This window comes from Limnohabitans sp. INBF003 (assembly GCF_055396645.1).
The window spans coordinates 1387931-1414487 of record NZ_AP029222.1; the positions used below are offsets into that span (position 1 = coordinate 1387931).

22 protein-coding genes are annotated in these 26557 nt (G+C 60.5%); 20 read left to right on the forward strand and 2 right to left on the reverse strand.

Annotation, left to right across the window (positions count from 1 at the left end):
* Positions 1-109: 109 nt before the first annotated feature.
* From ACZ5VE_RS06305 to ACZ5VE_RS06390, 18 genes are all read left to right on the forward strand, one after another.
* On the forward strand, positions 110-595 hold the full coding sequence (locus ACZ5VE_RS06305; RefSeq protein WP_464457168.1) for an RrF2 family transcriptional regulator: 486 nt from the start codon (positions 110-112) through the stop codon (positions 593-595).
* Complete coding sequence (locus ACZ5VE_RS06310; protein WP_464457169.1) at positions 592-2502, forward strand: type IV pili methyl-accepting chemotaxis transducer N-terminal domain-containing protein; 1911 nt, start codon at positions 592-594, stop codon at positions 2500-2502. Before ACZ5VE_RS06305 ends, ACZ5VE_RS06310 begins: the two co-directional genes overlap by 4 nt.
* Entirely contained in the window at positions 2499-3194 is a 696-nt protein-coding gene (locus ACZ5VE_RS06315) for a response regulator (RefSeq protein WP_464457170.1), read from the forward strand. Before ACZ5VE_RS06310 ends, ACZ5VE_RS06315 begins: the two co-directional genes overlap by 4 nt.
* A 142-nt stretch (positions 3195-3336) precedes the next feature.
* On the forward strand, positions 3337-4614 hold the full coding sequence (locus ACZ5VE_RS06320; protein WP_464457171.1) for an MFS transporter: 1278 nt from the start codon (positions 3337-3339) through the stop codon (positions 4612-4614).
* A gap of 22 nt (positions 4615-4636) precedes the next feature.
* Positions 4637-6277: an MFS transporter gene (locus ACZ5VE_RS06325; RefSeq protein WP_464457172.1), complete on the forward strand. Its 1641-nt coding sequence runs from the start codon at positions 4637-4639 to the stop codon at positions 6275-6277.
* Between the two features lie 59 nt (positions 6278-6336).
* Positions 6337-10143, forward strand: a complete 3807-nt coding sequence (locus ACZ5VE_RS06330; protein WP_424374530.1) for a nitrate reductase subunit alpha — start codon at positions 6337-6339, stop codon at positions 10141-10143.
* Between the two features lie 11 nt (positions 10144-10154).
* Positions 10155-11687, forward strand: coding sequence for a nitrate reductase subunit beta (gene narH / locus ACZ5VE_RS06335; RefSeq protein ID WP_464457173.1), 1533 nt, complete (start codon positions 10155-10157; stop codon positions 11685-11687).
* Positions 11688-11700: 13 nt separating this feature from the next.
* Positions 11701-12381, forward strand: a complete 681-nt coding sequence (gene narJ, locus ACZ5VE_RS06340; protein ID WP_448447195.1) for a nitrate reductase molybdenum cofactor assembly chaperone — start codon at positions 11701-11703, stop codon at positions 12379-12381.
* On the forward strand, positions 12378-13097 hold the full coding sequence (gene narI, locus ACZ5VE_RS06345) for a respiratory nitrate reductase subunit gamma (RefSeq protein ID WP_416560992.1): 720 nt from the start codon (positions 12378-12380) through the stop codon (positions 13095-13097). Before narJ ends, narI begins: the two co-directional genes overlap by 4 nt.
* A 44-nt stretch (positions 13098-13141) precedes the next feature.
* Complete coding sequence (locus tag ACZ5VE_RS06350) at positions 13142-14089, forward strand: peptidylprolyl isomerase (RefSeq protein ID WP_464452277.1); 948 nt, start codon at positions 13142-13144, stop codon at positions 14087-14089.
* Entirely contained in the window at positions 14086-14784 is a 699-nt protein-coding gene (locus tag ACZ5VE_RS06355; protein ID WP_464457174.1) for a carbonic anhydrase, read from the forward strand. Before ACZ5VE_RS06350 ends, ACZ5VE_RS06355 begins: the two co-directional genes overlap by 4 nt.
* Before the next feature lie 19 nt (positions 14785-14803).
* On the forward strand, positions 14804-15409 hold the full coding sequence (locus ACZ5VE_RS06360; RefSeq protein ID WP_416560995.1) for a nitroreductase family protein: 606 nt from the start codon (positions 14804-14806) through the stop codon (positions 15407-15409).
* A complete protein-coding gene (locus ACZ5VE_RS06365; RefSeq protein ID WP_416560996.1) occupies positions 15406-15969 on the forward strand; it encodes a hemerythrin domain-containing protein in 564 nt (187 codons plus the stop codon). The genes ACZ5VE_RS06360 and ACZ5VE_RS06365 overlap by 4 nt, the downstream gene beginning before the upstream one ends.
* Positions 15970-16038: 69 nt before the next feature.
* Positions 16039-16677, forward strand: coding sequence for a TetR/AcrR family transcriptional regulator (locus ACZ5VE_RS06370; RefSeq protein WP_464457175.1), 639 nt, complete (start codon positions 16039-16041; stop codon positions 16675-16677).
* A complete protein-coding gene (locus tag ACZ5VE_RS06375) occupies positions 16674-17867 on the forward strand; it encodes an efflux RND transporter periplasmic adaptor subunit (protein WP_464457176.1) in 1194 nt (397 codons plus the stop codon). The genes ACZ5VE_RS06370 and ACZ5VE_RS06375 overlap by 4 nt, the downstream gene beginning before the upstream one ends.
* A complete protein-coding gene (locus ACZ5VE_RS06380; protein WP_464457177.1) occupies positions 17864-19066 on the forward strand; it encodes an ABC transporter permease in 1203 nt (400 codons plus the stop codon). Before ACZ5VE_RS06375 ends, ACZ5VE_RS06380 begins: the two co-directional genes overlap by 4 nt.
* A gap of 11 nt (positions 19067-19077) precedes the next feature.
* A complete protein-coding gene (locus tag ACZ5VE_RS06385; RefSeq protein WP_416561000.1) occupies positions 19078-19794 on the forward strand; it encodes an ABC transporter ATP-binding protein in 717 nt (238 codons plus the stop codon).
* 45 nt (positions 19795-19839) lie between these two features.
* Entirely contained in the window at positions 19840-20070 is a 231-nt protein-coding gene (locus ACZ5VE_RS06390) for a YgaP family membrane protein (RefSeq protein WP_464457178.1), read from the forward strand.
* 26 nt (positions 20071-20096) lie between these two features.
* On the opposite strand, the gene hpnD is transcribed toward ACZ5VE_RS06390, so the two are convergent.
* Positions 20097-20936: a presqualene diphosphate synthase HpnD gene (gene hpnD / locus ACZ5VE_RS06395; protein ID WP_464457179.1), complete on the reverse strand. Its 840-nt coding sequence runs from the start codon at positions 20934-20936 to the stop codon at positions 20097-20099.
* A gap of 31 nt (positions 20937-20967) precedes the next feature.
* Positions 20968-22041, reverse strand: coding sequence for a phytoene/squalene synthase family protein (locus tag ACZ5VE_RS06400; protein WP_464457180.1), 1074 nt, complete (start codon positions 22039-22041; stop codon positions 20968-20970).
* An 85-nt stretch (positions 22042-22126) separates the two neighbouring features.
* Here ACZ5VE_RS06400 and ACZ5VE_RS06405 point away from each other — a divergent pair, with 85 nt between their 5' ends.
* Complete coding sequence (locus tag ACZ5VE_RS06405; RefSeq protein ID WP_464457181.1) at positions 22127-23311, forward strand: efflux RND transporter periplasmic adaptor subunit; 1185 nt, start codon at positions 22127-22129, stop codon at positions 23309-23311.
* A 4-nt stretch (positions 23312-23315) separates the two neighbouring features.
* A complete protein-coding gene (locus ACZ5VE_RS06410) occupies positions 23316-26471 on the forward strand; it encodes an efflux RND transporter permease subunit (RefSeq protein ID WP_464457182.1) in 3156 nt (1051 codons plus the stop codon).
* Positions 26472-26557: the final 86 nt, after the last annotated feature.

Below are 26557 nucleotides of genomic sequence, written 5' to 3' on the forward strand. Positions count from 1 at the left end.
CGAAAAGTCGAAGGTGGCGGGGATTGCCCCTGATTAACCGAGTCGGTCATAAAATGCATTTGTAATGAATATTTGAGGCATCCTCCTCCAGAACTAGGACTTCAGAACGATGCGACTGACCCAATGGACCGACTACAGTTTGCGAGTGCTCATGTACTGCGCCCAATGCGAGGCGCAACAAAGCGTGGCAAACATTCAGGCGATTGCAGACCAGCATGGCATTTCCAAAAGCCACCTGACCAAAATTGTCATGACGCTGGCCGCCGATGGCTATTTGCAGACCAGCCGGGGGCGCGGTGGTGGCATTCGGCTGGGGCGGCCAGCGTCGCAGATTGTGTTGGGCGAAGTGGTACGCAAGACCGAGACCGATTTCCAGATGGTGGAGTGTTTTGGCGAGAGGCTCAGCAACTGCGCCCTGTTGCCGAATTGCCATTTGAAGAAGGTACTGGCCGAAGCGTTGGAGGCTTTTTTTGCCAAACTCGATGGAATTACCCTGGCCGATTTGATGAACAAAATACCCACCCCGGCGGCCGACCTGCACCCACTGGCTTTCATCCCCCGTGCGGTTAAGTCATCTGACAAAAAACGCGCATGAAACACACGGCTTCCCTGTCGGCCAAACTGGTGCGCATTGGTGCAGGCCTGCTGGTGGTTGCCCTGATCTCCATTGGTCTGACCCTCTGGGTCACTTGGAAGCTCAGTGGTGGTGCCGCGGCATTGAATGAGGCTGGGCGCATGCGCATGCAAACCTGGCGCTTGACCAGCGAAGTGCAGGCGCAGCTGCCCACGGCCCAAATCGAGGCATTGACCCAGGAATTTGACCGGAGCATGCAGGTGCTCAAAAACGGTGCCCCCTCCCGCCCCTTGTTTGTGCCCTGGGCCCCGGTGGTGCGGCAGCGCTATGCCGAGGTCGAGCGCTTGTGGCACAACCAAAAAACACGTTTTCTGGCCAGCCCCTCGATGGACCATGCGAGCCTGGTCCAGCACACCAACACTTTTTTGATGGCGATTGACCGTTTTGTGTTGTCGATCGAAGACCAAATGGCTGGCTTGACGGCAGTCCTCAACTTGTTCCAGTTCGTGATGATGGCGCTGGCCATTGGCGGAGCGGTGGTCATGCTTTACACGGGCTATATGTATGTGATCAACCCGCTGAGCAACTTGCGTGATGGCCTGCGCAAAATTGAATCAGCCCAGTTTTCTGCTCGTGTCGATGTGGCGTCGAACGACGAGTTCGGTCAGGTGGCCTCGGGCTTCAACCGCATGGCGGCCACCTTGCAGTCCCTGTATGGCAATTTGGAAGCGCAGGTGACGGCCAAAACACAGCGCATCGCGGCGCAAAAGGAGCGTCTGGAATCTCTGTACGGTGTCAGTGCCTTTTTATCGCAGGCCAATGAGCAGAACGAATTGACGAAGGGCTTTGCGCAGCGGGTGCGCCGCCTGATGAAGGCCGATGCGATTGCCTTGCGCTGGTCTGGTGAAGACCCCACCAAGCTGTTGTTACTGGCCTCGGACGAGTTTCCGCAGGTCATGCAGGAAGAAGAAATATGCCTCAAGGCAGGGGTTTGCGCCTGTGGCCAGCCCCGGTCCGATGCCCGGTCGCGGGTGATTCCAATTTTGAACAGTGACGTGGCGCCTTTGCAGCACTGCGCCCGCATGGGCTATGTGGGCATGGTCTCGGTGCCTGTGCGCATGCACAACAAGGTGCTGGGTGAAATCAACCTGTTCTACAAAAGCCAGGTCAGCCTGGCCGCCGAGGAGCTGGAGCTGATGGACACGCTGGCCAGCCACCTGGCCACCGCGGTCGAGGGCTTGCGTGCCGTGGTGCTCGACCGGGAAGCAGCGATTGCCGGTGAACGCTCCTTACTGGCACGTGAGTTGCATGATTCGATTGCACAGTCACTGGCGTTTTTGAAAATCCAGGTGCAGCTGCTGCGCACCGCCATGTCAAAAAGTGACACCGCCAAAACAGAACTGGCTTTGGGCGAACTCGACAGCGGCTTGAAGGAAAGCATTGCCGATGTGCGCGAGTTGTTGCTGCATTTTCGAACCCGCACCCAGGCGGATGACATTGACCGAGCCGTGCAGGAGACCTTGCAAAAATTCCAGCACCAAACAGGTTTACAGGTCAGTCGCAAAGTCACGGGCGAGGGGCTGCCCTTGCCGCAGGATGTACAGATCCATGTGCTGCATGTTTTGCAGGAAGCCTTGTCGAATGTGCGCAAACATGCTGACGCTCAAGGCGTCGAGATTGAAATTCACAAGGGCGAGCCGTGGCGCTTTCTGGTGCGTGACGATGGCGTGGGCTTCAGCGAAGGCGGCCAGCGCAGCGAGTTGCAGGTGGGGCTGAGAATCATGCGCGAACGTGCTGACCAGATTGGTGCCAGCGTAACCGTGGACTCCGCTGTGGGGCAGGGCACCACGGTGACGTTGCGTGTGCCCACGGCCTTTCTTCCTAAAACCAAATTGACCCCGATAGCCGAGCTGTCGTCCGAGCCATGACCGACCCCATCCAACTCGTGGTTGTTGATGACCACACCCTGTTTCGCCGCGGTCTGATTGCGTTGCTTTCACAGGACGAGCGTTTTCAGATCGTGGGCGAGGCCGGAGATGTGGGTGAAGCCCTGCGCGTGCTGGGCAAGGTCCAGCCCGACTTGCTGCTGCTGGACAACCATTTGCCCGGCGTCAAAGGCGTGGATGCCATTGGAGCACTCAAAGCAGCTTGCCCGAATGTGCGCATCCTGATGCTCACGGTGAGTGAAGACGAGGACGACTTGTCCAAAGCACTGCAAAACGGGGCCGATGGGTATTTGCTCAAAACCTCCGAGTCGGATCAGTTGTGCGAGGCCTTGGTGAAGGTGAATGATGGGCACTCGGTCATCAGTCCGGCCATGTTGAATAAACTGGTGTCAGGTCTGCGCCAACCCCATGTTGGCGTAAATGCTTCCCTAGATGTGGCTTCAGTCGGACCCCTGAGCCGGGCACAAGCGGCCCAGCAACTGGACAAGCTGTCGCCTCGTGAGAAGGACATTTTCTTTCTGGTGGCCAAAAGCCTGAGCAACAAGCAGATTGCCCGCGATCTGGACATTGCCGAAACCACGGTGAAGATCCACATCCAGCACATCTTCAAGAAAATGAACCTGACCTCGCGTGTCCAAATTGCGATTCTTGCAGCAGGCAATGGTTTGAATTGATAAATATCAAATTCGATAGTTCCATCGGAGGATGAGGTCGGGGGCCTCATCCTCCTTTTGCTTTGGGGGTAGATGACCTTCAGATGGATACCCAATGCGCCGCCAAAAAACCACACTCAGTGCATGAGTTTGGAGAATCAAAATGGCAAGTGAATTGGTCCAGCAACGCAAAGCCTGGTCGGTGTTGATCGTCAGCACCTTTGCTTTCACAGTGTGTTTCATGGTGTGGATGATGTTTGGCGTGATCGGTGTGCCGATCAAGAAAATGCTGGACCTCAATGCCACCCAGTTTGGTCTGTTGATGGCCATGCCGGTGTTGACCGGCTCGCTGGTGCGGGTGCCGCTGGGCATCTGGACCGACCGCTATGGCGGGCGGATCGTGATGACCGTGCTGATGGCGGTCACCGTCCCGGCGATCTGGCTCATGTCCTATGCCACAGCCTATTGGCATTTCCTGGTCATCGGCCTGTTTGTGGGTCTGGCTGGTGGTTCGTTCTCGGTGGGTACCCCGTATGTGGCGCGCTGGTTTCCCAAAAAGCAGCAGGGCATGGCCATGGGCGTTTATGGCGCGGGCAACTCGGGATCGGCCGTCAACAAGTTCGTGGCGCCGGTGATCCTGGTGGCCTTTGGCTGGGCGGCGGTGCCGCAGGTCTATGCAGCCATCATGGCGGGCACCGTGCTGCTGTTCTGGCTGTTCAGCCACAGCGATCCGGCACACCTGGTGCCCAGCCAGGTGTCATTCACCGAGCAACTCAAAGGCTTGAAAGACCCCCGCGTGCTCAAGTACTGCCAGTACTACAGCATCGTCTTTGGCGGCTATGTGGCGCTGGCCCTGTGGATGGTGCAGTACTACATCGGGGAATACGGCCTGGACATCCGCGTCGCGGCTTTGCTGGCCGCTTGTTTCTCGCTGCCTGGCGGTGTGTTGCGCGCCGTGGGCGGTGTGCTGAGCGACAAATACGGCGCGCACAGCGTCACTTGGTGGGTGCTGTGGGTCAGCTGGATCTGCCTGTTCCTGCTGTCCTACCCGCAAACCGAATTCACCATCGCCACCGTGACTGGCCCCAAGACCTTTGTGATCGGGCTGAACGTCTACGCCTTCACCGGTTTGATGTTCATCCTGGGCATTGCGTTTGCCTTCGGCAAGGCCAGTGTCTTCAAGTACATCGCCAACGACTACCCCGGCAACATCGGTGCCATCAGCGGCATCGTGGGTCTGGCCGGCGGCCTGGGCGGCTTTGTGCTGCCCATCATGTTCGGCGCGCTGGTGGACCTGACCGGCGTGCGCAGCAGCGCCTTCATGCTGATGTACGGCGTGGTCTGGGTCTCGCTCATCTGGATGTACTGGACCGAGGTGCGCCAGACCGACGTCATGGGGCAAGCCCCGGCCGACATCACGCAACCCGGCTTGCGTGCCTGAACCCCAGCGAAGGAAACACAACATGAATACCCGTTTAACCCCCACTGCAGGCCGTTCGACCGACATCAACGACTGGCGTCCCGAAGACGAACAGTTCTGGGAAAGCACCGGCAAGCGCATCGCTTACCGTAACCTCTGGATCTCGGTGCCTGCGCTCTTGTGCGGCTTCGCCATCTGGGGCATGTGGGGCATCATCACCGTGCAGATGCTCAACCTGGGCTTTCCGTTCAGCCAGGCCGAACTGTTCAGCCTCACGGCCATCTCGGGCCTGGCGGGGGCGACCATGCGCATCCCGGCCTCGTTCCTGATCCGCCTGTCTGGCGGGCGCAACACGATTTTTCTGACGACGGCCATGCTGCTGGCCCCGGCCATGGGCACGGGCATCGCCTTGCAGCACCCCGAGTGGCCCTTGTGGGTGTTCCAGCTCATGGCATTGTGGTCGGGCGTGGGTGGCGGCAATTTCGCCAGCTCCATGTCAAACATTGGCACCTTTTTCCCCAAGCGTTTGCAGGGCACGGCGCTGGGTCTGAATGCGGGTCTGGGCAATTTTGGCGTGACGACCATGCAGATCGTCATCCCGCTGGTCATGACCGTGAGCCTGTTTGGCGGCCTGGGCGGTGAGCCCATGACGCTGGTGAAAGACAGCGGCTGGATCTTCGGCAAGATCGCCGCAGGCACGCCCACCTGGGTGCAAAACGCGGGCTTTGCCTGGCTGCTGTCGCTGGTGCCTTTGTCGGTGATCTGCTTTTTCGGCATGAACAACCTGACCACGGTGTCGCCCAACATCGGCGGCACCATCCCTGCCTTTTTGAAGATCATCTGGCTGTACACCCTGTCGTTTGTGCCCGCCGGGATCGGTCTGTATTTGTACCTTCCTGCACCCAGCGGCCTGGGCGTGCTCAACATGTGGCTGGCCATGCCGCTCATTATTGTGAGCACCTTGATGGTGATGAAGCTCACCGCATTTGGCACCATGAAGGACAACATCGCGGCCCAGTTCTCGATCTTCAAGAATAAGCACACCTGGGCCATGACGGTGCTCTACATCGTCACCTTCGGCAGCTTCATTGGCTTTTCGATGGCCTTGCCGCTGTCGATCACGGTGATCTTCGGCATCAGCCATGTGCCCGATGCCAGTGGCGTGCTGCAGCACACGCTCAAAAACCCCAATGCGCCTTCGGCCCTGACCTACGCTTGGATTGGGCCATTTGTGGGTGCGCTGGTGCGGCCCATCGGTGGCTGGCTGTCGGACAAGACCGGTGGCTCCATCGTCACGCAATGCATTTCGGCGGTGATGGTGGTGGCCTCGGGCGCGGTGGGTTATGTCATGTGGCTGGCCTACCAGTCGGCCATGCCCGAGCAGTATTTCCTGGTGTTCATGCTGCTGTTTGTCTTGTTGTTCACCGCCAGCGGCATCGGCAATGGTTCGACCTTCCGCAGCATCGCCGTGATCTTTGACCGCCAGCAGGCCGGCCCCGTGCTGGGCTGGACGTCGGCCGTGGCCGCCTACGGTGCCTTCATCGCCCCGGTGGTGATCGGCCAGCAGATCAAGGCCGGCACGCCCGAGGTGGCGATGTACGGCTTTGCGGTGTTTTACGCGCTGTGCCTCTTGCTCAACTGGTGGTTTTACCTGCGCGCCGGGGCCGAGATCCGCAACCCCTGAGCCACGCCTGACAGCTTTTGAAAAGGGGCTGAACACGCCCCGCCGAATTGGAGAAACACATGAGCCATTTTCTGGACCGACTGAATTACTTTTCAAACCCCAAGGAACCCTTTTCGGGCGGGCACGGTGTCACCACCGGCGAAGACCGCACCTGGGAAGACGCTTACCGTGACCGCTGGGCGCACGACAAGATCGTGCGCAGCACGCACGGCGTGAACTGCACCGGTTCGTGCTCGTGGAAGATTTACGTCAAGGGCGGCATCGTCACCTGGGAAACCCAGCAAACCGATTACCCCCGCACCCGCGCCGATTTGCCCAACCACGAGCCGCGCGGCTGCGCGCGTGGTGCCTCGTATTCGTGGTACCTGTACAGCGCCAACCGCGTCAAATACCCCATGATCCGCGCCCGCCTGCTCAAGCACTGGCGTGCCGCGCTGGCCGTGGCCAAGAGCCCGGTGGACGCCTGGGCCAGCATCGTGCAAAACGAAGAGGCTCGCCGCGAGTGGCAGCAGCAGCGCGGCCTGGGCGGCTTTGTGCGCAGCACCTGGGACGAAGTCAACCAGATCATTGCCAGCGCCAACGTCTACACCGCCAAGCAATACGGCCCGGACCGCATCATCGGCTTCTCGCCGATCCCGGCCATGTCCATGGTCAGCTATGCCGCAGGCAGCCGTTACCTGTCGCTGATTGGCGGCGTGTGCATGAGCTTTTACGACTGGTACTGCGACCTGCCGCCCGCCAGCCCGCAAATCTGGGGTGAGCAGACCGATGTGCCCGAATCGGCCGATTGGTACAACTCGACCTACATCATCGCCTGGGGCTCCAACGTGCCGCAAACGCGCACGCCCGATGCGCACTTCTTCACCGAGGTGCGTTACAAGGGGGCCAAGACCGTGGCCATCACGCCCGACTATGCCGAGATCAGCAAGCTGGCCGATCTGTGGATGCACCCCAAGCAGGGCACCGACGCGGCCATTGCCATGGCCATGGGCCATGTGATCCTCAAAGAGTTTTACTTCGACAAACGCAGCGCCTACTTTGACGACTACGTGCGCCGCTACACCGACATGCCCAACCTGGTGCAGCTCGAAGAGCGCACCTTGCCCGATGGCCGCAAGGTCACGGTACCCGGCCGCTACCTGCGCGCCAGCGACTTCAACGGCAAGCTGGGTCAGGACAACAACCCCGAGTGGAAAACCGTGGCGCTGGACCAGAACGACCGTGTGGTCTTGCCCAACGGCTCGATAGGTTTCCGCTGGGGTGCTGAAGGCCGCAGCGATGCGGGCAAATGGAATCTGGAAAACAAAGAGGCGCGAGGAGACAGCGAAGTCAAGCTCAAGCTGAGCCTGATGGAGGGAAATGGAGAAGGAGGTGGCAGCGACTACGAAGTGGGCGAGGTGGCCTTCCCGTATTTCGGCGGCATCGACACCCCCAACTTCAATGCCAACAAGCAAGCCAGTGCGGTGGACGACGTGTTGGTGCGGCATGTGCCGGTGCGCCGCATCAAGCTGGGCAAGGCCGGTGAAGAGCGCTACGCCCTGGTGGCCACGGTGTTTGATCTGACGGCTGCCAACTACGGTGTGGCCCGGGGCCTGCCCGGCGAGAATGCCGCCACCAGCTACGACCACGACACCCCCTACACCCCTGCCTGGCAGGAAAAGATCACCGGCGTCAAGCGCGACCAGGTGATCGCCGTGGCCCGCCAGTTTGCCGACAATGCCGACAAGACCCGTGGCAAGTCCATGGTCATCATCGGCGCGGCCATGAACCACTGGTACCACAGCGACATGAACTACCGCGGCATCATCAACATGCTGATGATGTGCGGTTGCATTGGCCAAAGCGGCGGCGGTTGGGCGCACTATGTGGGCCAGGAAAAGCTGCGTCCCCAGACCGGCTGGACCGCGCTGGCTTTTGCCCTGGACTGGGTGCGCCCACCTCGCCAGATGAACAGCACCAGCTTCTTTTATGCGCACACCGACCAGTGGCGCTACGAGCGGCTGGGCGTGGAAGAGATCCTTTCGCCGCTGGCCGACAAGTCCCAGTTTGGCGGCAGCATGATCGACTACAACGTGCGCGCCGAGCGCATGGGCTGGCTGCCCAGTGCGCCGCAGTTGCAGACCAACCCGATGCAGGTCGTCAAGGACGCGCAGGCACAGGGCATGGACCCCAAGGACTACGCGGTCAAAGCCCTGAAGGACGGCAGCCTCAAGATGAGCTGCGAAGACCCGGACCACCCGCTCAACTGGCCGCGCAACATGTTTGTCTGGCGCTCCAACATCCTGGGGTCTTCGGGCAAAGGGCACGAGTATTTCCTCAAGCACCTGCTGGGCACCTCCCACGGCGTGCAGGGCAAGGACCTGGGGGCCGAAGACGCCAAGCCGACCGAAGTGACCTGGCACGACAAAGCCCCGGAAGGCAAGCTGGACCTCTTGGTGACGCTGGATTTCCGCATGAGCACGACCTGCCTGTATTCGGACATCGTGCTGCCCACCGCCACCTGGTACGAGAAGAACGACCTCAACACCAGCGACATGCACCCCTTCATCCACCCGCTGTCCACCGCGGTGGACCCGGCCTGGCAAAGCAAGAGCGACTGGGAGATCTACAAGGGTTTTGCCAAAGCCTTCAGCGAGGTCTGTGTGGGCCATCTGGGCGTGGAAAAAGAGCTGATGCTCACGCCGCTGATGCACGATACGCCCGCCGAGTTGGCCCAGGCCTTTGATGTGAAAGAGTGGAAAAAAGGCGAGTGCGAGCTGATCCCCGGCAAGACCGCGCCGCAAATCGCGGTGATCGTGCGCGACTACCCCAACACCTACAAACGCTTCACGGCCCTGGGCCCCTTGATGGAAAAAGTGGGCAATGGCGGCAAGGGCATTGGCTGGAACACCGCCGACGAGGTGCACCAGCTTGGTGAGCTCAACGGCAAGGTGCGCGCAGAAGGGGTGACCCAAGGCATGCCCAGCATCAACACCGACATCGACGCCTGCGAGGTGGTGCTGCAGCTGGCCCCCGAGACCAACGGCCATGTGGCCGTCAAGGCCTGGGAGGCACTCTCCAAGATCACCGGGCGCGACCACACGCACCTGGCCTTGCACCGCGAAGACGAAAAAATCCGCTTCCGCGACATCCAGGCCCAGCCGCGCAAGATCATCAGCTCGCCCACCTGGTCGGGTCTGGAGAGCGAGAAGGTCTCGTACAACGCCGGTTACACCAACGTGCACGAGTACATCCCGTGGCGCACGCTCACGGGGCGTCAGCAGTTTTACCTGGACCACCCCTGGATGCTTGCCTTTGGCGAGGGCATGACCAGCTACCGCCCACCTGTGGACTTGAAAACCGTGGACGAGATGATCGACCGCAAGCCCAACGGCAATAAGGAAATCTCGCTCAACTTCATCACGCCGCACCAGAAGTGGGGCATCCACAGCACCTACAGCGACAACCTGCACATGCTCACGCTCAACCGGGGTGGCCCGGTGATCTGGCTGAGCGAAGACGACGCCAAAAGTGCGGGCATCGTGGACAACGACTGGGTCGAGCTGTTCAACAGCAACGGCGCGATCGCGGCGCGTGCCGTGGTCAGCCAGCGGGTCAATCCCGGCATGGTGATGATGTACCACGCGCAGGAAAAAACCATCAACACGCCCGGCTCGGAGATCACCGGCATTCGGGGCGGCATCCACAACTCGGTCACCCGCATCGTGACCAAGCCGACCCACATGATCGGGGGCTACGCCCAGTTCAGCTACGGCTTCAACTATTACGGAACCATCGGCACCAACCGCGACGAATTCGTGGTGGTGCGCAAGATGCGCAAAGTTGATTGGCTCGATGGTGAAGCCGCTGCCACCGTGCAGGCTTGAAGGAGAAACACATGAAAATTCGCGCACAAATTGCGATGGTGCTGAACCTGGACAAATGCATCGGTTGCCACACCTGCTCGGTCACCTGCAAAAACGTCTGGACCAGCCGACCCGGCGTGGAATACGCCTGGTTCAACAACGTGGAAACCAAGCCCGGCATTGGCTACCCCAAGGACTGGGAAAACCAGGACAAGTGGAACGGCGGCTGGACCCGCAAGGCCGATGGCTCGATCGAGCCCAAGCAGGGGGGCAAGTGGAAACTGCTGATGCGGATTTTTTCAAATCCCAACATGCCGCAGATCGACGACTATTACGAGCCCTTCACCTACGACTACGAGCACCTGCAAGGCGCGCCCGAGTCCAAGGCCACGCCCACGGCGCGCCCGCGCAGCCTGATCACCGGCCAGCGCATGCAAAAGATCGAGTGGGGCCCCAACTGGGAAGAAATCCTGGGCGGCGAGTTCAGCAAACGCAGCAAGGACGCCAACCTGGCCAACTTTGACCAGGTGCAAAAAGACATGGTGGGCCAGTTTGAGAACACCTTCATGATGTATTTGCCCCGCCTGTGCGAGCACTGCCTGAATCCGGCGTGTGTGGCGTCTTGCCCTTCGGGCTCGATCTACAAGCGCGAAGACGACGGCATTGTGCTGATCGACCAGGACAAGTGCCGCGGCTGGCGCATGTGCGTGAGCGGCTGCCCCTACAAAAAGATTTACTACAACTGGCAAAGCGGCAAGGCTGAAAAATGCATCTTCTGCTACCCCCGCATTGAAGCCGGTCAGCCCACCGTGTGCTCGGAAACCTGTGTGGGCCGCATCCGTTACCTGGGTGTGGTGCTGTACGACGCCGACCGCATCGCCGAAGCGGCCAGCACCGAAAACGAGAAAGACCTGTACCAGGCGCAGCTGGACATTTTCCTGAACCCGCACGACCCGAAGGTGATCGAGCAGGCCCGTCTGGACGGCATTCCCGAAGCCTGGCTGGAAGGCGCACGCAACAGCCCCGTCTACAAAATGGCGATCGACTGGAAAGTAGCCTTGCCGCTGCATCCCGAGTACCGCACGCTGCCCATGGTCTGGTATGTGCCACCGCTGTCGCCCATCACGGCGGCCGCCAATGCAGGCCATGTGGGCATGAACGGCGAGCTGCCCGATGTGTCGCAAATGCGCATTCCGGTGCAGTACCTGGCCAACTTGCTCACCGCGGGTGACACCGCGCCCGTGACCCGCGCGCTGGAACGCATGCTGGCCATGCGCACCTACCAGCGCAGCAAGCATGTGGACGGCGTGGACAACCTGGCGGTGCTGGAGCAAACCGGCCTGACGGTGGCCCAAGTCGAAGAGATGTACCACGTCATGGCGATTGCCAATTACGAAGACCGTTTCGTGATTCCCAGCTCGCACCGGGAATACGCCGAGAACACCTTTGACATGCGCGGCGGCTGCGGCTTCTCGTTTGGCAACGGCTGCTCGGACGGCCAGTCCGAGGTCAGCCTGTTCGGTGGCGACAAGCGTCGCACCATCCCCATCCAGCCCATCGTTTGAAGCGAGGTCTTTCATGAAGAACAACCGATATTCATTGCGCGTGCTGTCCCAGTTGCTGTCTTATCCGGACACCGAGTTGCGAGCTCAGCTGCCTGAGTTGCTGCCCGTGCTGAAGGAAGAGGGCGCCTTGAGCGCTGGCCGTCAGGCCGAACTGCAGACCTTGGTATCCCACCTGCTGCGTCTGGACACCATGGACGCCGAGGCGCGTTATGTGGAAACCTTTGACCGGGGCCGCGCCACCTGCTTGCACCTGTTCGAGCATGTGCATGGCGACTCGCGTGACCGGGGGCCGGCCATGATCGACTTGAGTCAAACCTACGCGCAATCGGGCCTGTTTTTGTCGCCTGACGAGCTGCCCGACCATCTGTGCGTGGTGCTGGAGTTCGCATCGACCCAGACGCCCGAGGTGGCCAAGGCCTTTCTGGGCGAGATGGCGCACATTCTGAACGCCATCTTCAGCGCTTTGCTCAAACGCGAAAGCCCCTATGCGGTGGTGTTGGCGGCGGTGCTGGAGCTGGCCGGGCACAAGGCCCAGGCCGTGCAGATCGTGGCCGACGAGCCGCTGGACGAGAGCTGGCGCGAGCCCGAGGCCTTTGATGGCTGCAGCACACGCGGCCAGGCCCGTCCGGGCGAGGCGCAGCCCATCCACATTGTCAGGAAAACCTCCACCCAAACCCGAGGAGTTGCAGCATGAACTACTTCGACCATTTCATTTTTGGCATTTACCCCTACATCGCGCTGAGCGTGTTTTTGCTCGGCAGCCTGATCCGCTTTGACCGCGATCAGTACAGCTGGAAGAGCGATTCCTCGCAACTGCTGCGCAAAGGCCAGTTGCGTTGGGGCAGCAACCTGTTCCATGTGGGCGTGCTGTTCTTGTTTGGTGGGCACAGCGTGGGCATGCTCACGCCGCATTTCATGTACGAGCACATCATGAGCGCGGGCGACAAGCAGTTGCTGGCCATGGTCTCAGGCGGTGTGTTTGGCGTGCTGGGCTTCATCGGCGTGACGCTGCTTTTGCACCGCCGCCTGTTTGACGTGCGCATCCGCGTGAACAGCCGCGCCAGCGACATCGCGCTGCTGGTCTTGCTGTGGGCGCAGTTTGCGCTGGGCCTGGCCACCATCCCGCTGTCGGCCCAGCACCTGGACGGCAGCATGATGCTCAAGCTGGCCGAGTGGGCGCAGCGCATCGTCACCTTCCGAGGTGGTGCGGTGGAGTTGCTGGCCGAAGCCAGCTGGGTCTTCAAGGCCCACATGTTCCTGGGCATGAGCATCTTCTTCATCTTCCCGTTCACGCGGCTGGTGCACGTCTGGAGTGGTTTCGGCACGCTGGCCTATGTGGTGCGTCCGTACCAGGTGGTGCGCAGCCGCCGTGTGGGCATGACGCCCCGGCCGCCGTTCGGCCGTGGCTGATCGGGTGTTGAAATTTTTGAAACCATTGCACACAGGGCTTCACCATGACTTTTGACACCTTGACAGAAAACCAGTCCGCCACATCCGGTGCAGGTTCTTGCGGCAGCGGCTCTTGTGGCTGCGGCAGTGCAGCGCCGTCTTCGGCTTATGAGCGCACGGCGGCTGCCATGTCCGCGTTAGCCGGTTCAGCGCAGACCGACGAGGCCAGCGATGTGCTGCCTGCCGTGGCGCCCGCCATCAATGGCATCGCCTTGCTCGCCTCCGGCGAGAGCCTTCCCGCAGAAGACCTGCTGGAGCGGGCACACGCCGAACTGCTGCGCCAAGAGGCCGTCCGGCTGGGTATGCTGCCTCGCCACGCTGGCCTGACAGCGCCTGAACTGAGCGCCGACGATCAGGCGGTGATCGACCGCATGCTGGAGGCCGAGGTCGCTTCGCCCCAGCCCACACCCGAAGAAGCGCAGCGTTACTACGACGCCCACCAGGCGCAATTCACCGTGGGCCAGGCACGCCGGGTGCGCCACATTTTGTTTGCCGTCACGCCCGGGGTGAACGTGCCCGCGCTGGCGCAACGTGCCGAAGCGGCTTTGCTGGAACTGTCCAATAAGTCGGTGCAGCCCGAGCGCTTTGCGCAATTGGCGGCCGAGTTGTCCAACTGCCCATCGGGCGCGCAAGGCGGTGATCTGGGCTGGCTCACGCCTCAGGACTGTGCACCTGAATTCGCCAAGGAATTGTTCTTCCTGGCCGAGTCCAGCCAGAGCACGGGGCTGCGGCCACGTCTGGTGCACACGCGCTTTGGTTTCCACATCGTCGATGTGCTCGAAGTGAACCCCGGCCATTTGCCTTCGTTTGAACAGCTGAAGGCGCAGATCGCTGCGCGCCTGCAATGGCAGTCACGCGCCACCGCCTTGGGGCAGTACATGCGCCGACTGGTCGGCCTGGCGCAGGTCGAGGGCCTGGAACTGGACGGGGATGCCTCGCCCCTGGTGCAATGAACGAATCAGCGCTGCCCGACGCGTCCGATGAGCTGCTGCAGCGTTTGCAGCGCTTTCATGCGGATTATTTTCCGCTGCACCAGCAGCGGTTTCAGGATCTGGTGGCGCAGGGGCAGCACCCCAAAACCTTGTTCATCGGGTGCTCGGATTCGCGCTTGGTGCCTTACCTCTTGACCGGCACCGGGCCGGGCGAGTTGTTCATCGTGCGCAATGTGGGCGCGCTGGTGCCGCCCTTCGATGGCTCGCACGGGCTGCACGGCACCATGGCAGGCATCGAGTTCGCGGTGCTGCAGCTGCATGTGCAGCGCATCATCGTGTGTGGGCACAGCCACTGCGGTGCCATTCGCACCGCTTACGAAGGCGCACCCGAAGAAGCCAAGGCCTTGCAAAGCTGGCTCAAGCTGGCCGACGAGGCCCTGCTGCCGGTGCGGCCCAGCCCCGAGGCCTTACTGCGCACCGAGCAGCGTTCGGTGGTCTTGCAGCTCGAACGCCTGATGGACTACCCCATGGTGCGGCGCGAAGTCGAAGCCGGGCGCCTGACCTTGCACGGCTGGCACTATGTGATCGAAGAGGGCGAGGTGCATGTGTTCGATGTGCAGCGGGGCGATTTTGTGCCAGCATCACAGTCGTCGCACAGCGGTACTGGGCCGTTTGCGCCGTATGTTGAGCATGATGGCCAGATCATTTCGGAGTGAGCGCGATGAGGGATATGACATGAGCGATGCAGAGACCGCGAATGCGCCACGGCTGGCCAGCCAGTGGATCGCTTCGCGCCAGACCGTTTTGCCCAAAAGGTTGGTGGCCCCCGGTCCCAATGCGGCTGAACTCGAACAATTGTTTCAGGCCGCTGCGGCCGCGCCGGACCACGACCTCATCAACCCCTGGCGCTTCTTGATCATTCCCGAGCACAAAAGGGTCGATCTTGGCGAGCTGTTTGCCTCTGCCTTGCTGGAGCGTGACCCCAGCGCATCGGTCGAGCAACTGGAGCAGGCACGCGACAAGGCCCTGCGGGCACCCTTGTTGATGCTGCTGATCGTGGACGAGGCCAAAGGCTCTGCCGACATCGACATGCACGAGCGGGTGCTGAGTGCGGGCTGCGCAGTGCAGAACCTCATGCTGCTGGCCCATGCCATGGGCTATGGCTCGGGTTTGACGAGCGGCAAAGCGCTCAAGGCCGCTTCTTTTCGTGCCGATCTGGGGCTGGACGCTGCGGAGCATGCCATTTGTTGTTTGAGCGTGGGCACGGTCAGCTCACGCAAACCCTTCAAGCCACGCCCAGAGATGCAGCAATTCACCCGCATCTGGGGAGACAAAGCGTGACCGACTCCAGCGCTGCAGGCGCGGGTTTGCCGGGCTTGCGTTCACCCAGTGTGGGCTTTGAAGCGCCGTTTGAGATGCTTTCGGCTTGTCATGAGCGGGTTGAGCGCATGCTGGATTTGCTCGCACGGCTCAGGTCGCACCTGTTGACAAACGGGTGTGACGCGCAAGCCGCGACCGCGGCCACGGACGTGATGCGCTACTTCGACTTGGCTGCCCCGCAGCACCACCTGGACGAAGAGCTGCATGTTTTCCCGGCGGTGCTGGCTTTACACGATGGACGCCTGGGTTTGCTGGTGGTCCGGCTCCAGCGGGATCACCGGGACATGGAAAAGCGCTGGGCAGCTGTTCGCCAGGCGCTGGCGCGTGTGGCGCACGCGGACGCCAAAAATCGGAGGCCTTTCAGCGATGTGGACCAGGCCGACATGGACGCGTTTGTGACCATCTATAAGGACCACATCAAGGCTGAGGAAGAGCAGGTGTATCCGCAGGCCAAGCAAGCACTGAGCTTAGACCAACTGGTAGTCATGTCGCGAGACATGGTAGGCCGAAGAGGCCGCTGATCTTTTTTTTCTAAAAGGAGCACAGGTTTTCTGTTAAAGTAATTCATCAATTACTTATTTGATCGCACAATGTCCATTCGCACCAAACAAAGAACGCAAGACCGTCAAATCGGTTTGGTTCAGGCGGCCTTGGAATTGGCGGCGCAAAAAAGCCCGGCGGAAATCACCACTGCGGAGCTTGCACAGGCGGTGGGAATTACCCAAGGTGCGGTGTTCAAGCATTTCCAGAGCAAGCAAGCTATATGGGTGGCCGTGATGGAAGCCGTGCAGCAAGACCTCATGACACGACTTCAGACCGAAGTGACAGCGCATATCGCAGCGGGGGGGGCACTGACGGCTTTGAAGGCGGTGTTCACGGCGCACATTGATTTTGTTTTTCAATACCCAGGGGTTCCACGCTTGATCTTTCAGGAATTGCAGCACGCAAAACCGACAGCTCTCAAAGACCGCGCGCAGGCCTTGATGCTGGCCTACCGCCAATTGGTGGTGGGATTGTTGGATCAAGCACGGACTCAAGAGCACATTTCGCCCCACATTGATACCCATGCGGCCAGCGCGCTGTTCATGGGGGCCATTCAAGGCTTGGTCATGCAGTCAATGATGGCGGGTACGTTGGCTGGCATGAAAACACAAGCATTGAAGGTTTATGACATTTACGCCAGGGGCCTACTGGCCCCCGTGCCTCAACCCTTGAAGGAAGCACAATGAATTGGGCTCGATGGAACAAACGCCGCTGGATGGTCGTGCTCGGGACCTTGGCACTTTGTGTGTTGATGGCTTGGGTCGCATTTCGCGTGGGACCTTTGGCACCGGCGAAGATCACGGTGCTTGAGGTTCAACGTGACTCCTTGACACCGTCTGTATTTGGCGTGGGCACGGTCGAAGCGCGTCAATCTTGGCTCATGGGGCCCACTGTTGCCGGGCGCGTGTTGCGGGTGCATGCAGAGGTGGGGGAATTCGTCAAAAAGGGCCAATTGCTGGCTGAAATGGACCCCGTTGATTTGGACCAACGCTTGCTGGCGCAAGAGGCGGCGGTGGCCAAAGCCAGCAGTGTGCAAATGGCGGCACGGGCGCAATTGGCCGACGCGCAGGCTCGACGGGCCTTGGCAAGCACCAATTTGTCACGTCAAAAAGATTTGGCTCGCCAAAACTTCATCAGCCAGGGCGCACTGGAAGGGCGGGAGCAGGAGTTGACTTCGGCCGAAGCTGCTGTGCAGACGGCCCAAGCCAATGTGCAAGCTGCAGCTCAAGACGCACAGCGACTGCAGGCTGAACGCTCGGCTGCCGCCTTGCTTCGGCAAAACAGCCGTTTGATAGCCCCCGCAGACGCCGTGGTGCTCAGCCGTGACGCCGAATCGGGCAGCACCGTTGTTGCTGGCCAACCTGTGCTGCGTCTGGCCAATCCTGCCAGTCTGTGGGTGAAGATGCGCGTGGATCAAAGTCGGTCTGAGGGCTTGGCAATGGGCTTGCCGGCACGGATCGTGTTGAGGTCACAGCCACAAAATCCTTTGTCTGGGCAGGTGGAACGCGTCGAATGGTTGGCCGATGCGGTGACCGAGGAGCGCGTGGCACAAGTTGGTTTTTCCCAGCTGCCGCGTGGAGCTTCGATTGGTGAGATGGCCGAAGTGACCTTGTCGCTGAGCCCTTTGACCGATGCCCTTGTCGTGCCTCAAGCCAGTGTGCAGCAGCACCTTGGCCGCAGTGGTGTCTGGCGAGTGGTTGAGGGCCAGATCGGCTTTGTGCCGGTGCAATGGGGCATGGCCAGTCTGGATGGGCGTGTTCAAGCCCTCAGTGGTTTGCAAGCCGGCGACACGATCGTGGTGTACAGCGAAAAACCGCTCAAACCCGGCTTGCACTTTCAGGTGGTGGACGTCCTGGTCAAAAAGGGCCACCCATGATCAGTTTGGCCATGCGGGACATTCAGCACAGTTGGGCCAAGTTTGTCCTGACGGGTCTGGGTCTTGGCTTGTTGATCGGGGTGACGCTCACCATGGCTGGGGTGTTTCGCGGCATGGTGGACGATGCGCAAGCTTTGCTCAACAACAGTGGTGCTGATTTGTGGGTGGTTCAAAAGGACACGCAGGGCCCTTATGCCGAAAGCTCCAATTTGAAAGACGATGTGGTTCGCGCCATTGTGGGCTTGCCCGGTGTTGCCAAAGCCGCCAACATCACTTACTTCACGATGCAAATCAAGTCGGTTCATGGCCGCGAAGCACGTGCGATGGTGGTGGGCATCGAGCCGGGGGCCATGGGTTTGCCTGGCCAGCCGGCCCACTTGGTAGCAGGTCGACACCTGACGCACAGTCACTATGAAGCTGTGGTCGATACCAAAACAGGTTTGTCGCTGGGTGAGCGTGTGCGGATTCGTCGCCATGACCATGTGGTGGTGGGTTTGACGCAAAGGATGGTGTCGTCGGGTGGAGACCCCATGGTGTTCATTGCCTTGAAAGATGCGCAGGAAGCGCAGTTTCTCAAAGACAACGATGCCATCGTCAATGACCGTGTTCGCACGGCAAACAATCCGGCTTTCAATCGCCCTGGGGTGCCCGGTTTGCTGGATGCGGCCCAAAACCAGCAAAACACCAGCCGCAGTGTGAATGCTGTGTTGGTGCAAGTGGCCTCGGGTTGGTCTGCGCAAGAAGTGGCAGAGCCTATTCGCCGATGGAAACATTTGACGGTTTACACGCGCAGCGACATGGAAGAAATTCTGGTGCAAAAGCTCATTGCCACCTCAGCCAAACAGATTGGCATGTTTTTGGCGATTTTGGCCGTGGTCAGTGCTGCAATTGTTGCTTTCATTATTTACACAATGACTTTAGGCAAGATCCGTGAGATCGCTGTGCTCAAGCTCATCGGCACGCGCAACGCGACCATTGCCAGCATGATTTTGCAACAAGCCCTGGGTTTAGGCGTCATCGGTTTTGTGGTCGGAAAAGTGGCTGCCACGCTGTGGGCACCTGTGTTTCCCAAGTTTGTCCTGTTGTTGACACAAGACGCGGCGCTGGGTTTTGTGGCCACGCTGCTGATCTGTGCGCTGGCCAGCACATTGGCCATTCGCGTGGCCTTGCGTGTGGATCCGGCGCAAGCCATTGGTTGAAAGGGCATCACATGATTTCGAACCAGGGCGGCATCCGCATCGACAATCTCCGCAAAGTCTATGGGCATGGTGATACAGCTGTCGAGGCCCTCAAAAATGTGAACATGCAAGTGGCCCCGGGAGAGGTTGTCGGGCTGGTTGGACCCTCAGGTTCGGGTAAAAGCACTTTGCTCAAGTGCCTGGGCGCGATCATCGAGCCGACGTCAGGTCGGATGACACTCGGTCAGGACATCATTTATGACAACGGCTGGCAGACCTCGGATTTACGGGCATTGCGCCGGGATCGCATTGGTTTTGTGTTTCAGGCACCTTACCTGATTCCCTTTTTGGATGTGACTGACAATGTGGCCCTGCTGCCCATGTTGGCTGGTGTACCCAATGCACAAGCTCGCGCACGGGCGCTGGAGTTGCTCGGGGCACTCGATGTTGCACATCGTGCCCAGGCCGAGCCAGCGCAATTGTCAGGAGGCGAGCAGCAGCGCGTGTCGATTGCCCGGGCGTTGGCCAACAAGCCGCCCGTTATTTTGGCGGATGAACCCACAGCCCCCCTGGACAGTGAACGCGCCTTGGCGGTGATGCGGATCTTGAACAACATGGCGCGACAAGCGCAAACCGCCATCATTGTGGTCACGCACGATGAAAAAATCATCCCGACATTTCGTCGGATTTATCACATCCGTGATGGACAAACGGTGGAAGAGCAAGGCGAAGGCCGTGCACTGGACTGATACACGTCTTTAAAGAATACAGAGTTTTAAATCAGGAGTATTGAAATGACCGTTAGCAAAATGATCAACATCATGGCCGGGTTCATGGTGACCTTGGGTCTGGCCTTGGCGCACTTCAATGGTCAAGCCGATTTGAGTCAACCCAGCTGGCTGTGGCTGTGCGCATTTGTCGGCTTGAACCTTTTCCAGTCAGGCTTCACGGGTGTTTGCCCAGCAGGCAAAATTTTCAAGTTGTTGGGTATCAAAGAAACGGGCGATTCATGCTGCTCACGTTAAGTTGAAGTGGTGCCCCTGTTGCGGTATCAAAACCGCCCCAGCGCCTGCATCTTCCAAGCCAGCCACAGCTTGCGCAGCGGCGTGAGCGCAATGCGCTGGTGCAGCACCTGAAAGCCCGAGGCCTCGATCTCGCGCAGCAGTGTGCGGTAGATGCTGGCCATCATCAGGCCGGGTTTTTGGGCACGGCGGTCGGCGGCGGGCAGCAGGGCCAGGGCTTCGTCGTACAGGGCGTGGGCGCGTTCGGTCTGGAACTTCATCAGCGCGGTGAAGCTGTCTGAATACTTGCGCTGCATCAGGTCTTGGGCTTTGACGCCAAAGCGTTGCTGCTCGTCCAGCGGCAGGTAGATGCGGCCGCGCAGGGCGTCTTCGCCCACGTCGCGGATGATGTTGGTCATCTGAAACGCCAGGCCCAGCTTGTGGGCGTAGGCGGTGGTGGCTTCGTCGGTTTGGCCAAAGATGCGGGCGGCGACTTCGCCCACCACACCAGCCACCAAATGGCAATATTTCGTCAGGCCCGCAAAGTCGAGGTAGCGGGTCTGGTTCAGGTCCATCTGGCAGCCTTCAATCACGGCCATCAGGTGGCGGCTTTCGATGTCAAAAGCGGGTGCCAATGGCATCAGCGCATGCATGACCGGGTGGGTGGGTTGGCCCGCATAGGCTTGCTGGACTTCTTTTTGCCACCAGCCGAGTTTGGCGGCGGCCACGCTGGGGTCGCTGATTTCGTCGACCACGTCGTCCACTTCACGGCAAAACGCATAAAACGCGGTGATGGCGGCCCGGCGTTCTGGCGGGAGGAACAGGAAGGCGTAATAAAAGCTGCTGCCCGAGGCGGCGGCTTTTTGCTGGACGTAGTCTTGCGGGTTCATGGTGGGGGATTCTCGCACCCAAACGAGGGGCTCAAGACGGGGCTGTACCCGACAATTTCTGGAACAAGCCACCCAGGGTGGCGGGTGAACCGAGGTCCAAGGCGATGTGCCAGATTAGCTGGCGCATTTCATGGCGCGGCATTTTGACGCGCTGGGTCAACGCCAAAGGCCCGGTTTGCCGCAGCATGGCCACGGTGCGTGCACCGATCAGGGCGGGCAGGGCGCTGGCCAGGCGCAGGCGCAGCGGCTTCAACGCCATGGCATAGCGGATGCCGTCGGCCAGTTGCGCTTGCGTGCGTTCGAGCCACTGGTTGTAAAGCGGTGTCAGGGCCATCAAGTGGTCTGCATGGCCTGTCTGTGCGGCTTGGGCCAGCAGCTCGGGGCTCAGGCCCACCATGGCCAAGGTCTCGGCAGGCCAGTAGCAGCGCCCGGCAGCCAAATCGGCCCCGGCATCGCGCAGGATGTTCAGGCGCTGCAAACCCATGCCGTATTGCCGCCCGATGCGCATCATTTCTTCTTGCTCCAGCCGCGCATACCCTGGCAGATGGCGCTCGCACAGCTCGGTCCAGAACTCGCCAACGCAACCGGCCACCAGCCAGGTGTATTCCTCGAGTTCGATCTCGGTGTTCAGGGTGTTCAGCCCGTGGTCAAAACGGGCCATGTCCAGTTGTTGGCCGTGGGTGATGTGTGCCAATACACGGCGCACGCTGGCCTGGTCTTCTGGCCCCAGCGTTTGCAGTAGCGGCAGGCATTGCGGCAGCGCCAGCATCAAGGCGCGTTCGTGCGGATCGGTTTGTTGCGCCGCAAAGGCGTGGGTGAGCGAGGCCAGTTCATGGTTTTGGACTGTGACGGCATCTGTGGATGCGATGGCTTGCGTCATGCCGTTGAGCAAGTGCTGGCGTTCATCCAGCGGCAATGCTGTGGTGTCGGCCACGGTGTCGGTGGCGCGTGCCAGCAGGTAGCCGATGGCCACGGGGGCTTGAACGGCTGCGGGCAATAGCCGGATGGACAGGTCAAACGAGCGCGACACTTGGCGCAATAGTTGCCGGTGTTCCGGGCTCAGGCCTGGGCGTTTTGGGGTCTTGAGTAGGGTTTGCTGGCGCATGGTGATTTGCTATTGTCGCTTGACATGGACGGTGACTTTGAATAGATTACTAACCAGTCAGTCATTATTATTTTCCGGAAATCCCATGCCCTCTACTCTGTCACTCGCCGCTCGGCGAGTTCTCCGTTTGTGCGCCACCGCTGTTTTTGTGACTACTTTGGTAGCCTGTTCTAAGACCGAGGCGCCCAAAGAGCCCTTGCGCGCAGTTAAGGTGCTGACCGTGGCCGGAGGTGATTCGAATGTTGAAGGTGAATATTCGGCCGAATTGCGTTCGCGTGTCGAGTCCCGGCTGGGGTTCCGGGTGGCAGGCAAGCTGGTTCAGCGCCATGTCGAGCAAGGTCAGCGTGTTGTGGCAGGTCAGGCGATGGCCCAAATGGACGCGCAGGATTACCAGTTGGCCGCGCAGGCCGCTTTGGCGCAAGTGAGCGCGGCGCAAAGCCAGCGTGATCTGGCCGCCGCAGAGTTCAAGCGGTTTGAAGCGCTGAAAGTTCAAAACTTCATCAGCGGTGCGGAGCTGGAGCGCCGCGAAGCCACCCTCAAAGCCGCCGACGCCGCCTTGAACCAGGCCAAAGCGCAAGCCCAAGCCCAAAGCAACCAGGCAGGCTATGCCCGTTTGACGGCCAGCCATGCGGGCGTGATCACGGCTGTCGAAGCCGAAGTGGGGCAGGTGGTTTCTGCAGGCCAGCCCGTGTTGCGTTTGGCGCACGATGGCCCGCGTGATGCGGTGTTTGCCGTTCCCGAACAAATGGCGTTGGCCCTCAAGCTGGGGCAATCCATGCAGGCCACTTTGGCCAGCACGGGGCAAGCTTTGCAAGGCAAAGTTCGCGAGATCTCCGCCAGTGCCGACCCGGTCACCCGCACCTATGCCGTCAAGCTGGCGCTCGATGCCTCGGAGCGCTTGCCTTTGGGGGCCACCGTGCATGTGCTGGCCGCCGGATTGCCGGGCAGCCAGAGCGCCGTCATCAAGTTGCCGACCAGCGCGCTACGCCAAGAAGGGCAGGGCACCGTGGTGTGGCTGCTGGACGAAGCCAGCATGACCGTGAACACCCAGCCTGTGCAGGTCGGCCGTGTGGATGGCAACGAGGTGGTCATCACTTCGGGCCTCAAGCCCGGGCAAAAAGTGGTGAGTGCGGGCGTGCATGTCTTGTCGCCAGGCCAGAAAGTCACGGTCTACGGGGCCGCTGTCAGTGGCGCGGCGTCTGCGGCAGTGCCTGCCGCACCTGCACCTGTATCCGCACCTGTATCTGCTGCCTCCACAGCCGCACGGTGATCGCATGAGCAGCACCGAAAAAACCACATTCAACCTCTCGCGCTGGGCGCTGGAGCACCCGGCCCTGACCCGCTACCTGATGGTGGTGCTGATGGTTCTGGGCATGGCCTCTTACTTTCAGTTGGGGCAAGACGAAGACCCGCCCTTCACCTTCCGCGCCATGGTGGTGCGGGCCTATTGGCCTGGTGCGACCGCCGAGCAAGTGGCCGAGCAGGTGACCGACAAGTTGGAGCGCACGCTGCAAGAGGTGCCGTTTGCCGACAAGATCCGCAGCTATTCCAAGCCCGGCGAGGCGCAGATCATTTTCCAGATCAAGGACAACTCCAAGCCGGGCGATGTGCCCCAGGTCTGGTACGCGGTGCGAAAAAAGATCGGCGACATGCGTGGCAGCTTGCCGCAAGGCGTGGTCGGCCCGTTCTTCAACGACGAATTTGGCGATGTGTATGGCGTGATCTATGCCTTGAGCGGCGAAGGTTTTTCTCCCGCTGAGATCAAGACCGAGGCCGACAGCTTGCGCCAAGCCTTGCTGCGCGTGCCCGATGTGGCCAAGGTGGAGCTGTTTGGTGCGCAGGACGAAAAGGTTTTTGTCGAGGTCTCGCAAAAGAAACTGGCCCAAATGGGCCTGGACATGGCTGCGGTGCTGGCCCAGCTGAACCAGCAAAACGCGGTGGAGTCGGCAGGCAGTGTGCAGTCGCCTGCCGATGTGGTGCAGGTGCGCGTGGGCGGCCAGTTCCAGAGTCTGGCCGACTTACAGGCCATGCCGATCCGCGGGGCCTCGGGCGCGCAAATCCGCTTGTCGGACATCGCCACTGTGACCCGTGGTTACGCGGACCCGCCTTCGGTCAAGGTGCGCCACGAGGGGCAGGAAGTGATTGCCCTCGGTGTGTCCATGGCCAAGGGGGGTGACATCATTGCGCTGGGCCAATCCTTGCGCCAGGCGGTTGCACTGGCGCAAACCCGTTTGCCTGTGGGCATGACGCTCACACAAGTGCAAGACCAGCCCAGCGCTGTGTCCAATTCGGTCAACGAGTTCATCAAGGTCTTGATCGAGGCTGTGGTGATCGTGCTGGCAGTCAGCTTTTTGGCGCTGGGCCTGCACAAGCGGCCAGGCCACAACCCTTTGTGGCGGCGCTGGACGCTGGACATTCGGCCTGGTTTGGTGGTGGGCATCACGATTCCGTTGGTGCTGGCCGTGACCTTTTTGGCCATGCATTACTTTGGCATCGGCTTGCACAAAATTTCATTGGGCTCGCTCATCATCGCTTTGGGTTTGCTGGTGGACGACGCCATCATTGCGGTCGAGATGATGGTGCGCAAGATGGAAGAGGGCTACGACAAAGTGCGCGCCGCCACCTTTGCCTATGAGCTGACAGCCATGCCCATGCTCACGGGCACCTTGATCACGGCCGCGGGCTTCTTGCCGATTGGCATGGCCAAATCCATGACCGGTGAATACACCTTTGCGATTTTTGCGGTCACCGTGGTGGCTTTGCTGGTCAGTTGGGTGGCTTCGGTTTACTTTGTGCCTTACTTGGGCGCATGGCTTTTGAAGCCGCCAGCGCACGCCGTGTCGGCCGAACACCTGGATTCGGCCGAGATGTTTGACACCCCGTTTTACCGGCACTTCCGCACTTGGGTGACCTGGTGCGTGACGCACCGCTGGAAGACGATTGGCATCACGGTGTTCTTGTTTGCCTTGGGGCTGGTGGGCATGGGCAAGGTGCAGCAGCAGTTCTTCCCCGACTCCAGTCGCCCTGAAATCATGGTCGATTTGTGGCTGCCCGAGGGTTCGCCCTTCAAGGCCAGCGAAGACATGGCCAAGCGCGTCGAGCAGCGCCTGGCGCAAGAAGACTGCGTCAAGTCGGTCACGGCCTGGGTAGGTTCGGGCGTCCCGCGCTTTTATTTGCCGCTGGACCAGGTGTTTCCGCAGAGCAATGTGTCGCAGCTGATCGTGTTGCCCAAAGACCTGAAAACCCGCGAAGTGTTGCGCGCTAAGCTGCCCACTTTGCTGGCGCAAGAGTTTCCCGAGATTCGGGGCCGCGTCAAGTTGCTGCCCAACGGCCCGCCGGTGCCTTATCCGGTGCAGTTCCGAGTGGTGGGGCCGGACCCCAAGGTTTTGCGCCTAAAGGCCGACGAGATCAAGGCCGAGATGCGCCAAAACGCCAACACCCGGGGTGTGAACGACAACTGGAACGAGTCGGTCAAATCGGTGCGGCTCGAAGTGGACCAGGCCAAGGCCCGCGCTTTGGGTGTGACCAGTCAGTCCATTGCGCAGGCTTCGCGCACCTTGCTGTCCGGCTCGACCGTGGGGCAATACCGCGACGGCGACAAACTGATCGACATCGTACTGCGCCAGCCTTTGGCCGAGCGTGATGCCTTGTCTGACCTGGGACAGGCTTATGTGCCTACGGCGTCTGGCAAGTCGATCCCTCTGTTGCAAATCGCCACCCCGGTGTTTGCCTGGGAGCCGGGCGTCATGTGGCGCGAAGGCCGTCAATACGCCATCACGGTGCAGTCCGACATTGCCGAAGGCTTGCAGGGCGCGACCGTGACGGCGCAGTTGTTGCCAGCCCTCAAAAAGACCGAGGCCACCTGGCAAGGTCAGGGCTTGAGCGGCTACCGGATCGAAGTGGCCGGCGCGGTGGAGGAAAGCTCCAAAGGCTCCGCTTCGATTGCGGCGGGTGTGCCGGTCATGCTGTTCATCACCTTCACCTTGCTGATGCTCCAGCTGCAAAGCTTCAGCCGCGCGATGCTGGTGTTTTTGACCGGGCCCTTGGGCATGGCGGGTGTGGCGGCGGCTTTGCTGGCCCTCAACCGCCCCTTCGGTTTCGTGGCTTTGCTGGGGGTGATCGCGCTCATGGGCATGATTCAGCGCAATTCGGTCATTTTGATTGACCAGATTGAGCAGGACCGGGCCGCTGGCGTGGCGCCTTGGCAAGCGATTGTCGAGTCGGCCGTGCGGCGTTTGCGCCCGATCGTGCTGACGGCGGCGGCGGCTGTTTTGGCCATGATTCCCCTGTCGCGCAGCATCTTTTGGGGCCCGATGGCGGTCGCCATCATGGGCGGCTTGATCGTGGCCACGGCGCTCACCTTGCTGGCATTGCCTGCGATGTACGCGGCCTGGTTCAGGATTCCGCGTCCAAATGAAGCCCATGCCTGAATTTGGACAATTGAAGCGGCTAAAATAGAAAGTTGACCGATTTCAACCGGGCGGTCAGGTGTGTCAGGCAGCTTTTGGGCTGAATG

Excerpts from the sequence above, each read along its gene's own strand:
- narJ (WP_448447195.1), top strand. The coding sequence starts at position 11,701 with ATGAAGAACAACCGATATTCATTGCGCGTGCTGTCCCAGTTGCTGTCT.
- ACZ5VE_RS06355 (WP_464457174.1), top strand. The coding sequence starts at position 14,086 with ATGAACGAATCAGCGCTGCCCGACGCGTCCGATGAGCTGCTGCAGCGT.
- hpnD (WP_464457179.1), bottom strand. The coding sequence starts at position 20,936 with ATGAACCCGCAAGACTACGTCCAGCAAAAAGCCGCCGCCTCGGGCAGC.
- ACZ5VE_RS06320 (WP_464457171.1), top strand. The coding sequence starts at position 3,337 with ATGGCAAGTGAATTGGTCCAGCAACGCAAAGCCTGGTCGGTGTTGATC.
- ACZ5VE_RS06410 (WP_464457182.1), top strand. The coding sequence starts at position 23,316 with ATGAGCAGCACCGAAAAAACCACATTCAACCTCTCGCGCTGGGCGCTG.
- ACZ5VE_RS06370 (WP_464457175.1), top strand. The coding sequence starts at position 16,039 with ATGTCCATTCGCACCAAACAAAGAACGCAAGACCGTCAAATCGGTTTG.
- ACZ5VE_RS06390 (WP_464457178.1), top strand. The coding sequence starts at position 19,840 with ATGACCGTTAGCAAAATGATCAACATCATGGCCGGGTTCATGGTGACC.
- ACZ5VE_RS06380 (WP_464457177.1), top strand. The coding sequence starts at position 17,864 with ATGATCAGTTTGGCCATGCGGGACATTCAGCACAGTTGGGCCAAGTTT.
- ACZ5VE_RS06310 (WP_464457169.1), top strand. The coding sequence starts at position 592 with ATGAAACACACGGCTTCCCTGTCGGCCAAACTGGTGCGCATTGGTGCA.
- ACZ5VE_RS06360 (WP_416560995.1), top strand. The coding sequence starts at position 14,804 with ATGAGCGATGCAGAGACCGCGAATGCGCCACGGCTGGCCAGCCAGTGG.
- narI (WP_416560992.1), top strand. The coding sequence starts at position 12,378 with ATGAACTACTTCGACCATTTCATTTTTGGCATTTACCCCTACATCGCG.
- ACZ5VE_RS06330 (WP_424374530.1), top strand. The coding sequence starts at position 6,337 with ATGAGCCATTTTCTGGACCGACTGAATTACTTTTCAAACCCCAAGGAA.
- ACZ5VE_RS06375 (WP_464457176.1), top strand. The coding sequence starts at position 16,674 with ATGAATTGGGCTCGATGGAACAAACGCCGCTGGATGGTCGTGCTCGGG.
- ACZ5VE_RS06405 (WP_464457181.1), top strand. The coding sequence starts at position 22,127 with ATGCCCTCTACTCTGTCACTCGCCGCTCGGCGAGTTCTCCGTTTGTGC.
- ACZ5VE_RS06400 (WP_464457180.1), bottom strand. The coding sequence starts at position 22,041 with ATGCGCCAGCAAACCCTACTCAAGACCCCAAAACGCCCAGGCCTGAGC.
- ACZ5VE_RS06315 (WP_464457170.1), top strand. The coding sequence starts at position 2,499 with ATGACCGACCCCATCCAACTCGTGGTTGTTGATGACCACACCCTGTTT.
- ACZ5VE_RS06305 (WP_464457168.1), top strand. The coding sequence starts at position 110 with ATGCGACTGACCCAATGGACCGACTACAGTTTGCGAGTGCTCATGTAC.
- narH (WP_464457173.1), top strand. The coding sequence starts at position 10,155 with ATGAAAATTCGCGCACAAATTGCGATGGTGCTGAACCTGGACAAATGC.
- ACZ5VE_RS06350 (WP_464452277.1), top strand. The coding sequence starts at position 13,142 with ATGACTTTTGACACCTTGACAGAAAACCAGTCCGCCACATCCGGTGCA.
- ACZ5VE_RS06325 (WP_464457172.1), top strand. The coding sequence starts at position 4,637 with ATGAATACCCGTTTAACCCCCACTGCAGGCCGTTCGACCGACATCAAC.
- ACZ5VE_RS06385 (WP_416561000.1), top strand. The coding sequence starts at position 19,078 with ATGATTTCGAACCAGGGCGGCATCCGCATCGACAATCTCCGCAAAGTC.